The organism is Vibrio alginolyticus NBRC 15630 = ATCC 17749, assembly GCF_000354175.2.
Lineage (GTDB): Bacteria > Pseudomonadota > Gammaproteobacteria > Enterobacterales > Vibrionaceae > Vibrio > Vibrio alginolyticus.
In genome coordinates, this window is sequence record NC_022349.1 from 3,272,941 (window position 1) to 3,284,924 (window position 11,984).

General features: G+C 44.9%; 13 protein-coding genes and 1 tRNA gene. 10 read left to right on the forward strand and 4 right to left on the reverse strand.

The annotated features are described in order from the left end of the window. The first annotated feature begins 53 nt into the window (after positions 1 to 53). The 5 genes from N646_RS15020 to rnd all read left to right on the forward strand — a co-directional run bounded on the left by N646_RS15020 (position 54) and on the right by rnd (position 4,815). Positions 54 to 359, forward strand: a complete 306-nt coding sequence (locus tag N646_RS15020) for a hypothetical protein (RefSeq protein WP_017819942.1) — start codon at positions 54 to 56, stop codon at positions 357 to 359. Positions 360 to 400: 41 nt separating this feature from the next. After that, complete coding sequence (locus tag N646_RS15025) at positions 401 to 958, forward strand: Slp family lipoprotein (RefSeq protein ID WP_017819941.1); 558 nt, start codon at positions 401 to 403, stop codon at positions 956 to 958. A 6-nt stretch (positions 959 to 964) separates the two neighbouring features. Next, positions 965 to 1,819, forward strand: a complete 855-nt coding sequence (locus N646_RS15030; protein WP_005382215.1) for an alpha/beta fold hydrolase — start codon at positions 965 to 967, stop codon at positions 1,817 to 1,819. 106 nt (positions 1,820 to 1,925) lie between these two features. After that, a complete protein-coding gene (gene fadD, locus N646_RS15035; RefSeq protein WP_005382216.1) occupies positions 1,926 to 3,617 on the forward strand; it encodes a long-chain-fatty-acid--CoA ligase FadD in 1,692 nt (563 codons plus the stop codon). Between the two features lie 79 nt (positions 3,618 to 3,696). Further along, complete coding sequence (rnd, locus tag N646_RS15040) at positions 3,697 to 4,815, forward strand: ribonuclease D (protein WP_031777213.1); 1,119 nt, start codon at positions 3,697 to 3,699, stop codon at positions 4,813 to 4,815. 77 nt (positions 4,816 to 4,892) lie between these two features. Here rnd and minE read toward each other — a convergent pair whose 3' ends face one another. The 3 genes from minE to minC are packed head-to-tail and all read right to left on the reverse strand — an operon-like array spanning position 4,893 to position 6,650. After that, positions 4,893 to 5,156 carry a cell division topological specificity factor MinE gene (minE, locus tag N646_RS15045; protein WP_005388332.1) on the reverse strand — a complete coding sequence of 88 codons (264 nt, stop codon included), beginning with the start codon at positions 5,154 to 5,156 and terminating at the stop codon, positions 4,893 to 4,895. Between the two features lie 2 nt (positions 5,157 to 5,158). After that, positions 5,159 to 5,971, reverse strand: a complete 813-nt coding sequence (minD, locus tag N646_RS15050; protein ID WP_005388331.1) for a septum site-determining protein MinD — start codon at positions 5,969 to 5,971, stop codon at positions 5,159 to 5,161. A gap of 16 nt (positions 5,972 to 5,987) precedes the next feature. Continuing rightward, complete coding sequence (minC, locus tag N646_RS15055; RefSeq protein ID WP_005382304.1) at positions 5,988 to 6,650, reverse strand: septum site-determining protein MinC; 663 nt, start codon at positions 6,648 to 6,650, stop codon at positions 5,988 to 5,990. A gap of 197 nt (positions 6,651 to 6,847) precedes the next feature. On the opposite strand from minC, the gene N646_RS15060 reads away from it, so the two are divergent. From N646_RS15060 to N646_RS15075, 4 genes are all read left to right on the forward strand, one after another. Then, complete coding sequence (locus N646_RS15060) at positions 6,848 to 7,129, forward strand: YcgL domain-containing protein (protein WP_005382303.1); 282 nt, start codon at positions 6,848 to 6,850, stop codon at positions 7,127 to 7,129. Between the two features lie 48 nt (positions 7,130 to 7,177). Then, a complete protein-coding gene (locus N646_RS15065) occupies positions 7,178 to 8,149 on the forward strand; it encodes a lytic murein transglycosylase (RefSeq protein ID WP_005388330.1) in 972 nt (323 codons plus the stop codon). Positions 8,150 to 8,236: 87 nt separating this feature from the next. After that, complete coding sequence (locus N646_RS15070; protein ID WP_017634801.1) at positions 8,237 to 9,181, forward strand: LysR family transcriptional regulator; 945 nt, start codon at positions 8,237 to 8,239, stop codon at positions 9,179 to 9,181. Positions 9,182 to 9,438: 257 nt separating this feature from the next. After that, positions 9,439 to 10,638 carry a NupC/NupG family nucleoside CNT transporter gene (locus tag N646_RS15075; protein WP_005382298.1) on the forward strand — a complete coding sequence of 400 codons (1,200 nt, stop codon included), beginning with the start codon at positions 9,439 to 9,441 and terminating at the stop codon, positions 10,636 to 10,638. 68 nt (positions 10,639 to 10,706) lie between these two features. Here N646_RS15075 and folD read toward each other — a convergent pair whose 3' ends face one another. After that, positions 10,707 to 11,567 carry a bifunctional methylenetetrahydrofolate dehydrogenase/methenyltetrahydrofolate cyclohydrolase FolD gene (gene folD / locus N646_RS15080; protein WP_005382297.1) on the reverse strand — a complete coding sequence of 287 codons (861 nt, stop codon included), beginning with the start codon at positions 11,565 to 11,567 and terminating at the stop codon, positions 10,707 to 10,709. 203 nt (positions 11,568 to 11,770) lie between these two features. Here folD and N646_RS15085 point away from each other — a divergent pair. Further along, positions 11,771 to 11,847, forward strand: a tRNA-Arg gene (locus N646_RS15085). Positions 11,848 to 11,984 lie beyond the last annotated feature (137 nt).

The window sequence follows — 11,984 nt, forward strand, 5'->3', positions numbered from 1 at the left end:
TTCATTAACCTGACAAAAAGCAGGGCGTTTGCCCTGTATTTTTATGGAGTGCTATGGCGTCGATTAATGGCTTGCCTCCTTCTTTGATTCCCGGTGCAAATCGCACTCATAAAGCCAGTCAAAAGAAGCAGGTAAATAAATCACAAACAAAGCAGCCTGTAGGTCAGCCTTCAAAGGTTGCTAACGCCGTGGCGCACTCCATAAAACACGTGGATGAGTCCCAAATTCACCGAGCTCAAGTGCAATATGACCTTCCTGAAGGGGGCGCACGTAAAGCAATGGAGCAGTACATGGATGTCATGAATCGAGCTAAAAAAGAGGAACTGGCTCAATTACTTGGTGTCGATATTTACGTGTGAGATCTCCCCAGCTTGGGGTTACTAATATTGAAAGGTGGTTTATGAAGGTTTTTGGACGGTTTTTTCTCGCATTATTTGCTACGGTTGGTTTGTCTGCGTGTAGCTCTTTGCCAGAGGAGCTAAATGCAAGCACAGAATTGGTCGTTACAGACTATAAAGCGTTTGCTGAGTCTCAGGGGCAAGTGAGTGAAGATGTTCGCCTTGGTGGAATCATCGCTAAAGTGGATAACTTTAAAGATAAAACGCGTCTAGAGATTGTAAACCTTCCTATCAGTGAGTCTGGTAAACCTGATATTGATGAAGAGCCTACGGGGCGTTTTGTCGCCTATTTTGATGGCTATTTAGAGCCTGTCGCCTTTAGTGAAGGCCGTTTGGTGACGGTTGTAGGCAAAGGAGCAGGGGAAGAAGAAGGAAAGATCGGTGAGCACGGTTACATCTTCCCAGTAATTAAGGGGGAAGGGTACCGTTTATGGAAAATTGAAGAACGTGTACGCATGTATGACTCGCCAACCTACTTTTACCCATGTTACTCGATTAACTGCCGCATGTGGCGTAATGATTTCCCGCAAGACGGTAAAGTGATAAAACAGGTCAAATAATCTGCGATGCATGAGCGTCAATTCGAGCTTCCTGCCGGCAAAATGGCAGCCCTTGAGATAGGGAACGAGAAAACGGCTGACTTGTCAGTCGTTTTTCTTCATGGGTGGTTAGATAATGCGGGCAGCTTTAAAGCGCTCATGGAGCAGTTGAATCAACTTAATCCTCACTTACACCTCCTCGCCATCGATCATTTTGGTCACGGTTTATCGAGTCATAAATCTCACGATAATTATTACCCCTTTCACGACTATATTGCCGATTTGTATCAGTTTTTGGACGAATTATCACCAAACAGACTGATATTAGTAGGGCATTCACTTGGTGCTTTAATCGCAAGTTGCTATAGTGCAGCGTTTCCAGAGCAGGTCGAAGCTCTTGTGCAAATTGAGGGAGCAGGACCTCTTCATGAGGATCCTACTAACAGTTTGCCTCGTCTTCGCGATGGCGTTTTAAGTCGAATAAGACAGCAAAACAAGCCAGAGCGAGCCATTGCCTCCTTCGATCTGGCGTTAAAATTACGCATGCAAGCCAACCAATTAACCGCTGAGCAACTTCTACCGATAGTCGAGCGTGGAACAGAGCAGCGAGGAGATAAATGGTATTGGCGGCATGACGCCAAGTTAAAATGTGCGTCGCTTTACCGAATGGCGCAAGCGCATGCTAACTCGATTACCAGCCAAATACGTTGTCCTCATTTGATTGTATTAGGCGATCAAGGATTTCAGAATTTACCATCTAACCAAGCTGATTGGGGAGAGAACCCACCGCAAGTGGTTTCTGTCAAGGGTGGTCATCACTGTCATTTAGAGCAAATACTCGAGGTCGCAACGCGAATTCTTGGTGTAGTTAACAAAATTTAAACAAGTGTTTGAGAGTTGCGTGCTCAAGCACGTTCGCTGTGCTGTAATAGCTTTCAAAATAAAAAGGACGCTATTTTTTAGCCAGTTATAAACGAGGAGTAACATCGTGGATAAACCATGGCTTTCACGTTATCCAAGTGACGTACCTGAAACCATTAATCCAGAGCAATATGAGTCTTTGGTAGAAATGTTTGAACAGTCTGTACAAAAATATGCAGACCAACCAGCATTCATGAACATGGGCTCGGTTATGACCTTCCGTAAATTGGAAGAGCGTAGTCGCGCATTCGCAGCGTATCTGCAAAACGAGTTAAAACTGCAAAAGGGTGACCGTGTTGCTCTGATGATGCCAAACCTACTGCAATACCCAGTGGCGTTGTTTGGTATTTTGCGTGCAGGTTGTATCGCCGTAAACGTTAACCCACTTTACACTCCTCGTGAACTTGAACACCAATTGAATGACTCAGGTGCGACGACGATTGTGATTGTGTCTAACTTTGCGAATACGTTAGAACAAATTGTCGATAAAACACCAGTCAAACACGTAGTGTTAACCAGTCTTGGTCAAATGCTGCCACGAGCGAAAGGTACGATTGTCGATTTTGTCGTGAAGTACGTTAAGGGCATGGTGCCTAAGTACGATTTACCTGGTGCAATCTCAATGCGTCAGGCTCTACGTAAAGGTCGTCGTCTACAATACGTTAAACCGTTTATGTCTGGGGATGACATTGCATTCCTGCAATATACGGGGGGGACGACAGGTGTCGCGAAAGGTGCGATTCTGACTCATCGCAACATGATTGCGAACGTTCTACAGGCAAAAGGCGCGTACGGACCGGTTTTATCTCCGGGGCGTGAATTAGTCGTAACAGCGTTACCGCTGTATCACGTATTTGCTCTTACCGTAAACTGTCTGCTGTTTGTCGAAATGGGTGGTCGTAACTTACTTATTACCAACCCTAGAGATATTCCAGGGTTCGTGAAAGAGCTACAAAAGCATCCGTTTACTGCGATTACGGGCGTGAATACCTTATTTAATGCATTGGTCAACAATGAAGATTTCCACGAGTTGGATTTCAGTAATCTACGTTTAGCCGTTGGCGGCGGCATGGCAGTGCAGCGCTCAGTGGCAGAAAGATGGCAAAAGACCACGGGTTGCTATTTGCTCGAAGGTTACGGTCTAACAGAGTGTTCTCCGTTGGTGGCGGCATATCCGCATGATCTTGTTGAATACAATGGCTCTATTGGTCTGCCGGTACCATCAACAGAAGTTCGTATCGTGGACGAAGAAGGCAACGCTCTTGCGAATACTGAAACTGGTGAACTTCAAGTTCGTGGTCCTCAGGTTATGCAAGGTTACTGGCAACGACCTGAAGCAACGAAAGATACGATTAACGAAGACGGCTGGCTATCAACTGGCGACATCGTTAAGTTCGATGACGAAGGCTTCCTGCATATCGTTGACCGTAAGAAAGACATGATCTTAGTATCAGGCTTTAATGTTTACCCGAACGAAATTGAAGACGTTGTAGCACTACACGGCAAAGTACTTGAAGTTGCTGCTATTGGTCAGCCGCATGAAGTGTCTGGTGAATTAGTGAAGATTTATGTCGTGAAACGCGATCCGAGCTTGACCAAAGACGAAGTGATCGCGCATTGTCGAGAACACCTAACTGGCTACAAAGTTCCGAAGTTGGTTGAATTCCGCGAAGACTTACCTAAAACCAATGTCGGTAAGATCTTGCGTCGTGTTTTACGCGAAGAGAATGACGCTGAACTTGCGAAGAAAAGCGCATAAGCCGATTTCGTCGAGTCGAGAGATTTAAAAAATGATAGAATGCCAGCGTTTTGCTGGCATTTTTTATAGCGAGAAGTATGTGAACTATCAAATTATTACTAAAAACAAAGACCTAGAAGAGGTTTGCACTCATGCCCGAGAGGCAGACGTAGTGATGCTGGATACCGAATTCGTTCGTATTCGCACTTTCTACCCGCAGTTAGGTCTGATTCAGCTTTTCGATGGTAATCGCCTCTCGCTGATTGATCCGACTGAATTAACGGATATGACGCCGTTTGTAGCGCTATTAAAAGATACTTCTGTGCTAAAAGTGCTGCACGCATGTGGTGAAGATTTAGAAGTTTTCCAAAACGCTTTTGGTTGTACACCATTCCCTATGGTGGATACGCAGCTGATGGCCGCTTTTCTCGGTCACGGCCTATCGACAGGCTTCGCATCGCTGGTGGAAGAATATTTAGGCGTAGAGCTCGACAAAAGTGAATCACGTACCGACTGGATGGCTCGTCCACTGACACAAAAGCAATTAGATTATGCTGCCGCAGATGTTCATTACTTGTTACCGTTATACGAAAAGCTGTTCGATAAGGTGACGCAAGCAGGTTGGTGGGAAGCTGTACAGCAAGAAAGTGATTTACTCGTTTCGAAACGTATTCGCGTAACCAATGAAGAGAATGCCTACCTTGATATTAAGGGCGCTTGGCAATTAAAACCTTCTGAGCTGGCGATTTTAAAGCCATTGGCGACGTGGCGTTATCGTGAAGCAATCAAACGAGATTTAGCGCTGAACTTTATCTTCAAAGAAGGTGATCTATTAACGGTCGCTCGTCTTGGTTTAACGAACTTTAAGAAGATGGAAGCAGAAGATATTGATATCCGAGCGATTAACCGCCATGGCGCGAAGATTGCCGCGATTGTTAAACAAGCGAAGCAAACACCTTCTGAAGAGTATCCTGCGAAAATTGAGCGTTTAATGGACTATCCGGGTTACAAGCAGGTCTTCAAAAATATGAAAGACTTGGTGAAATCGGCTTCGCAGAAGTCAGGTTTAGCCACGGAGTTCCTTGCCTCTAAAAAGCAGATCAATCAGTTGATCAGTTGGGTTTGGAAAAAAGATCGTGACCCAGAAGTATTGCCTGATTTGATGCAAGGGTGGCGTTTGGATTTACTCGGCGACAAGATGAACAAAGCATTAAAGTAATGAAAGATGAAAAAGGTTGGCCTCGATGCCAACCTTTTTCGTTCTAATTAGAGCATTCGTCTTGCGAGAGAAACTGATTACTTTTCTTCGTCTGGTAGCTTCACATTTAGCTCAAGAACTGAGATATCGTCGTCTTTGTGCTCAAATGTTAAGTCAACCATATTTGGATCAATTGCCACGTACTTGCTGATCACCTTCAAGATGTCTTCTTTTAATTGAGGCAAGTAAGACGGCGCAGGATCATTTTGGCTGCGGCGCTCTGCGACAATGATTTGCAAACGCTCTTTAGCTAGATTCGCAGAAGTTTTCTTCTGTGGACGGAAAAATTCTAATAATGACATGTCTAGCCTCCAAAGAGTCGTTTAAAGAGTCCTTTCTTCTCCTCAGTAAGGAAACGAAATTCAACCTGATTGCCTAATAAGCGATCAACGGTGTCAGAATAAGCCATACCCGCATCGGTGTTATCGTCAAAAGTGACTGGCACACCTTTGTTTGACGCGTTAAGCACGGCTTGGCTTTCTGGAATCACGCCCAGTAGTGGAATATGTAAGATCTCCTCTACGTCTTCAACGCTTAGCATTTCGCCTTGAGTGACGCGAGATGGGTTGTAGCGAGTCAGTAGAAGGTGCTGTTTTACTGGCTCTAGCCCTTGTTCTGCACGCAGTGACTTGGAATCTAAAATACCGAGAATGCGGTCAGAGTCACGCACAGAAGAGACTTCTGGGTTCGTTGTGACAATGGCTTCATCGGCATAGTACAAGGCCATTAACGCGCCTTGCTCGATACCTGCTGGTGAATCACAAATAATGAAATCAAAGCCCATTTCATCAAGTTCGCCGAATACGCGCTGAACACCATCTTTTGTCAGTGCGTCTTTATCACGAGTTTGAGAAGCAGGAAGAATAAATAGGTTGTCCGTGCGCTTATCTTTGATCAGCGCTTGGTTTAATGTCGCTTCGCCGTTAATGACGTTCACAAAGTCATACACGACGCGGCGCTCACAGCCCATGATTAGATCGAGGTTACGCAAACCGATGTCAAAATCGATCACCGCGGTCTTTTTTCCCTTAAGAGCTAGACCAGAGGCGATGGCTGCGCTTGAAGTGGTTTTACCAACGCCACCTTTACCAGACGTTACTACAATAATGCGTGCCATTTTTTTCCTTTTTAGATTAAATCGCGAGAACTTCTAAATGTAATGATTCATCGGCTTTACTGATCATTACTTTCTTTTGCCAGTACTCGCTTTCAATTTGATCGCTTAACCAGTAGTCACCCGCAATGGATACCAGTTCTGCTTGTAAATCGTGGCAAATAATACGCGCTTCCTGCTGACCACTTGCTCCTGCAATCGCACGACCTCGAAGTGTGCCATGGATATGAATAGAGCCGTCAGCAATGACTTCAGCACCTGCACTTACGTGCGCTAGCACCACCAAATCACCATCTTTTGCGTAGATCTGTTGTCCTGAGCGGACAGGCGTACGAACTACTTTCGTTGGTGCCATTTTGGCAGGTGCTTGGCTTGGCGATTTGCTCGCCGACATAATGGCGAAGCCAGCTTCGGAAGCAAGGTTTTGTACACGCTTGTCTTTACAGCCCGTTACACCGACTGGAATAAAACCGGCATCTGAGATGCCTTGTTTAAGCTTAGGGAAATCAATGTCGCCTTGTACTTTTGCTATATTGATTACCAAAGGCGCGGATGCAAAAAAAGAAGGTGCTTGAGAAACTTTTTCTTGCAAAAATTCGACAGTCTTTGCGATCTCATTGTCAGAAAGGTGTAAAACTGACAATGTAAAACTGCTACCTTTAAGGTCTGGTGAATGGGTCATCGTGGACTTCTTGCCTTTATTGAAAGAGCGTTGCCTTAAACTAGGTATGTCATGTTATATTTCATCCTTTGACGCAGCAAGTTCTCTCGTGGGCAAATAGGTGAATTAATCTCAAATTTGCTATTAAGTTTGCGAGAATTTGACGTTTACAACCTAATCCGCACTCAACGCGGCTAAATCAGCATAAAAGGCGTGTCATGCTTTGTTCTATTTATAAAAGCTCGAAAAAAGAAGGTACTTATCTCTATATTCCGAAAAAGGATGATTTTTCACAGGTTCCTGACACCTTAATGCAGATGTTCGGTAAGCCTATCGCTGTCATGACGATTAAACTTGATGGCCGTAAATTGGCACAAGTTGATATCGAAAAAGTGAAGGCTTCATTACAAAATGATGGCTTCTTTCTTCAGGTTCCACCGCCGCCGGAGAACCTATTAGAAAAGTACAAAGAACAAAAAGCCCAGCAGAAAGGCGAATAACGTCATCGTTTTTCATCTGGGATTTCTGCCTTGCTCAAGGAGGGCAATATGAAAAAGATACTGGCTACCATGCTTAGCGTTGGTATGTGTACCTCGGCTTTTGCAAGTAGCGAGGGTTTTGATGAATACTTGAATAAGCTGCGTGCTGAAGCTCGTGATAAAGGTATCTCAGAGCAGGTCATTAGTGCTGCTTTTGCTAATGTTGAGTACAAGCCCCGAGCAGTCAAAGCCGACCGAAACCAACCAGAAAAGAAACTGACATTGGATGAGTACATTCCTCGCGCGGTGCCTGAATGGAAGGTGAAGCAAGCCAGACAACTCTACAAAGAGCATTACACCGAGCTAAAGCGTATAGGCGATGAGTACGGTGTCCACCCGCGCTTTATTGTGGCACTTTGGGGAGTTGAAAGTAACTTTGGTAAGTTTACCGGCAACTTTAAAGTGATTGATGCACTATCCACAATGGCATTTGAAGGCCGTCGTGAAGAGTTTTTCCGTAAAGAGACTATGTCGGCACTTCAGATCCTCGATCAAGGCCATATTGAGCTAGAGAATTTTAAAGGCTCATGGGCTGGTGCGATGGGTCAATGCCAGTTTATGCCAAGCTCTTTCCTTCGTTTTGCTGCTGACGGCAACGGTGATGGTAAAAAAGACATATGGCAATCTGAAGCGGACGTGTTTGCATCAACCGCTAACTATTTGAGCAAGTCTGGTTGGGATGATAAATATACTTGGGGTCGCCAAGTTAAGGTTCCTAAAAATATTGATCGCAGCCTAGAAGGGCGCACGGCTGAAAAAGGCAAATACCTTCAAGAGTGGAGCCAATTAGGTATCACAAAATATGACGGTAGCCCGTTGCCAAAACTGGATGAAGACATCAAAGCATGGTTGATCATGCCGGACGACGAGAATGGTCGTACGTATCTGGTTTACAATAACTACAACGTATTGATGAAGTGGAACCGCTCTTACTACTTCGCACTTGCTGTGAGCCACTTGGCTGACCGCATTAAATACTGATCTGCCACAAACAATTCGGCATCCAGTCTTCAATACAAGGGCTCTTCGGAGCCCTTTGTTTTTTCTATAACCAAATCGAGGTAAAGCGTGTTATCTGAACGTGCCGCACAAATGGTGATTTTCTCCGCTCTTCTTAAACATAAAAGCTTCACAGCTGCTGCAAAGAGCTTAGGCGTGTCGGTGTCTCATGTGAGTAAACAGTTGAGTCAGTTAGAAGCGTCTCTTGGTATCAAGCTTGTTCAACGCACTACGCGAAGCTTTACGCCGACTGAGGCAGGGAAAACCTTTTTTCATCACTGTGAGCAAGTGGTACAAGCGGTGAGCAGCGCCACATTAGAGATGGAAACCCAGCGGGATGAAGTAGCAGGTTTGGTACGTCTTGGGTTGTCACAATCATTTGGTACCTTACACATTATTCCAGCGATTCAAGAGTTACGCGAACTGTATCCTCAACTTCAAGTGGAAGTACATCTGTTTGACTATAAGGTCGATATGTTGGCCGAAGGGCTCGATTTATGGGTAACCAACAACGAGCATTTGCCTGAAGGTTACATTGCGCAGCGTTTGACGGATTGCCAGTTTGTTGTTGCGGCATCGCCAGATTACTTATTGAAACATGACACGCCAACAGAACCGGATGACCTATCTGCTCACAACTGCCTCATATACAGAAGCTGGGAGCGTGACTATACGGGGTGGGCGTTTACCAAAGATCAGCAAGAATTGAATGTAAAAGTTTCGGGTAACTATTCAGTGGATCTGGCAGAAGCCGTTCGGGATGCGGCTATTGCAGGTTGGGGTATTGCCTACCTTGCCACTTACTTGCTGGGGGATGAGTTTAGAACGGGTAAGTTAATACAGCTGTTACCTGACTGGAAAGCCAGCCAGTCGATGCCGTTTTATGCGGTATACCCAAGCCGCCAGCATATGCCAAAAAAAATATCCGCGGTGATTAACTTTATCAAACAGAAGATCGGCAACCCTTGTCATTGGGACCAACGTTTGGCGCCTTACATCTCTATTCCTAAGTAACAGGATCAATGACGTTGTAGAACGACACATAAAGTGATTCACTTCACAAAAATTTTTCCTGAACCAGAAACATATTTTCCATATGGAAATAATTAAAATAAGCAAACGTTTATCTTCAATAAATTCAAGTGGTTATTTTATTGGTTAGTTATTGGTCGCTTAAACTTTTCACACTGTTAACATCCTCAACTTGCAGCATTTTGAGTCCGCTATACAATCCGGTGCCTTCCATATCCCCCTTCTGTCGGATTCATTTTATGAACTCAATTATTGGTATCGTAGCCATACTATTCCTAGCATGGCTACTTTCTACAAATAGAAAAAATATAAAGCTGAGAACGGTGTCGTTTGCGTTTGCTTTGCAGGTACTGTTTGCGTTGTTGGTTTTATATGTACCAGCAGGACGAGATGCGCTGAATTCAGTGAGCAGTGTTGTGTCGAATTTGATCAACTATGGTCAAGAGGGCATTGCGTTTTTATTCGGTAATTTGGCGACAGGGGGCTTCACCTTTGCGATCAATGTTCTGGGTATCATCGTTTTCTTCTCCTCTCTTATCTCAGGTCTTTATCACATTGGTGTGATGCCAAAAATCATTAACTTTATCGGTGGTGGTATTCAAAAGCTGCTAGGTATCGGTCGTGCTGAGTCTTTGTCTGCTACGGCGAATATCTTTGTTGGCACCATTGAAGCACCATTAATGGTAAAGCCTTACCTAAAACACATGACTGACTCGCAGTTCTTTGCAGTTATGACAGGTGGTTTAGCGTCAGTTGCTGGCGGAACGTTGGTTGGTTACGCATCACTGGGTGTCGACCTCAATTATCTTATTGCTGCTGCATTTATGTCGGCACCTGCCGGCTTGTTGATGGCAAAAATTTTAATGCCAGAAGATACGGATAAAGCAGCAGATATCGACATTAGCCAAGTTGAAATTCCACGTGCAACTAACGTGGTTGAAGCATTAGCCGATGGTGCCATGGCGGGTGTACGCATTGCTGTATCGGTCGGTGGTACGTTACTGGCGTTTATTAGTGTCATTGCAATGCTAAACGGCATGTTAGGCTGGATAGGTGATCTAATTGGGACACCATTAAGTTTTGAGCTCATCCTAGGTTTTGTGTTTGCGCCAGTCGCTTGGTTGTTGGGTATACCATGGCAAGAAGCAACCACAGCAGGCTCGCTGATTGGTAACAAGATTGTGGTGAATGAGTTCGTCGCTTTCATCCAGCTTGCAGAAGTGAAGTCTCAACTTAGTGAACACTCACAAGCAATCGTGACGTTTGCTTTGTGTGGCTTTGCAAATATCTCAAGCATGGCGATGCTGATTGGTGGGTTGGGCTCTTTGGTACCAGAAAAGCGTGCATTTGTTTCTAAGCATGGTTTCCGTGCGATTATCGCTGGTGTCATGGCGAACTTAATGAGCGCTTCTATTGCGGGCGTGATTTTAAGTCTGTAATTGAAATAGATATCAACAATTAGCAAAAAGGCTCCTCGCGGAGCCTTTTTCGTATCTGAAGTTTTACGTTATTTGTCTGTGTGGAACTGTTCGCAAGCGAGCATCGTGTTCTCAATTAAACTTGCGACGGTCATTGGGCCAACGCCACCAGGAACAGGAGTAATAAAGCTCGCACTTTCACGTGCTTTGTCGTATTCCACGTCGCCAACTAGTTTGCCTGAATCAAGACGGTTAATACCGACATCGACCACCACTGCGCCTTTTTTAATCCATTCACCAGGGATGAAGTTAGGCTTACCAACCGCAACCACGACAACGTCAGCTTGACGCACATGACTCTCTAGGTCTTTGGTAAAACGGTGACATGTTGTTGTTGTGCAGCCCGCAAGCAGCAGCTCAAGTGTCATTGGACGACCAACAATGTTTGATGCGCCAACCACAACCGCATGTTTACCACGCAGCTCAATGTTGTAACGGTCGAGTAGGGTAATGATGCCCTTTGGCGTGCAAGAGCGAAGCTTTGGAATACGCTGCGCAAGACGACCAACGTTGTAAGGATGGAAGCCATCCACGTCCTTCTCTGGGTGAATGCGCTCTAAAACATGTGTTGTGTCTATGCCCGCAGGAAGGGGTAATTGCACTAGAATGCCGTCAATTTCATCATCGTTGTTTAATTCATCAATCAGCGCTAGTAACTCTTCTTCTGAGCTAGACGCAGGAAGGTCAAAAGACTTAGAAACAAACCCAACTTCTTCACATGCGCGGCGTTTGCTACCGACATAAACCTGAGAAGCAGGATCTTCACCAACTAGAACCACTGCTAAACCAGGAGCACGTAGCCCAGCTTCAACACGTGCTTTAACACGTGCAGCCACTTCGGATCGAACAGTTTGGGAAATGAGAGTTCCGTCTATATTTTGAGCAGTCATGACTTTCCTTATAAATTAAGAAGGCAGATTATCTGCGGCGCATTGTCGCAGAATTTCTTATTAACATCCATACGCAAACGTTTGCTTTGTGGTGTTTTTGAACATTAAGCGTTTTAATGGACTTTTTTTAGGCATTCAGATCAGAATGTTATGAAAACCCGTTGATTTACCCGTTTGAACTCGTATAATCCTGTCCCTGTAGCGCGCCCTTAGCTCAGCTGGATAGAGCACGTCCCTTCTAAGGATGTGGTCATTGGTTCGAATCCAATAGGGCGTGCCATTTATTCAAAAGCCTCGATAACTCTTTGAGTTGTCGGGGCTTTGTCGTTTTTAGGTTTTTGGCTGTAATTGCCACTCTATCTACAACTTTTGAATGGCATTCTAGCCATTGCAATTTCTAGCAATCTGGATAGCCAC

What these genes read in the sequence shown, in the direction of transcription:
- N646_RS15025 (WP_017819941.1), top strand. Translation starts at nt 401, where the DNA reads ATGAAGGTTTTTGGACGGTTTTTTCTCGCATTATTTGCTACGGTTGGT.
- N646_RS15075 (WP_005382298.1), top strand. Translation starts at nt 9,439, where the DNA reads ATGAACTCAATTATTGGTATCGTAGCCATACTATTCCTAGCATGGCTA.
- minD (WP_005388331.1), bottom strand. Translation starts at nt 5,971, where the DNA reads ATGGCACGCATTATTGTAGTAACGTCTGGTAAAGGTGGCGTTGGTAAA.
- N646_RS15060 (WP_005382303.1), top strand. Translation starts at nt 6,848, where the DNA reads ATGCTTTGTTCTATTTATAAAAGCTCGAAAAAAGAAGGTACTTATCTC.
- N646_RS15030 (WP_005382215.1), top strand. Translation starts at nt 965, where the DNA reads ATGCATGAGCGTCAATTCGAGCTTCCTGCCGGCAAAATGGCAGCCCTT.
- minC (WP_005382304.1), bottom strand. Translation starts at nt 6,650, where the DNA reads ATGACCCATTCACCAGACCTTAAAGGTAGCAGTTTTACATTGTCAGTT.
- N646_RS15065 (WP_005388330.1), top strand. Translation starts at nt 7,178, where the DNA reads ATGAAAAAGATACTGGCTACCATGCTTAGCGTTGGTATGTGTACCTCG.
- minE (WP_005388332.1), bottom strand. Translation starts at nt 5,156, where the DNA reads ATGTCATTATTAGAATTTTTCCGTCCACAGAAGAAAACTTCTGCGAAT.
- N646_RS15020 (WP_017819942.1), top strand. Translation starts at nt 54, where the DNA reads ATGGCGTCGATTAATGGCTTGCCTCCTTCTTTGATTCCCGGTGCAAAT.
- folD (WP_005382297.1), bottom strand. Translation starts at nt 11,567, where the DNA reads ATGACTGCTCAAAATATAGACGGAACTCTCATTTCCCAAACTGTTCGA.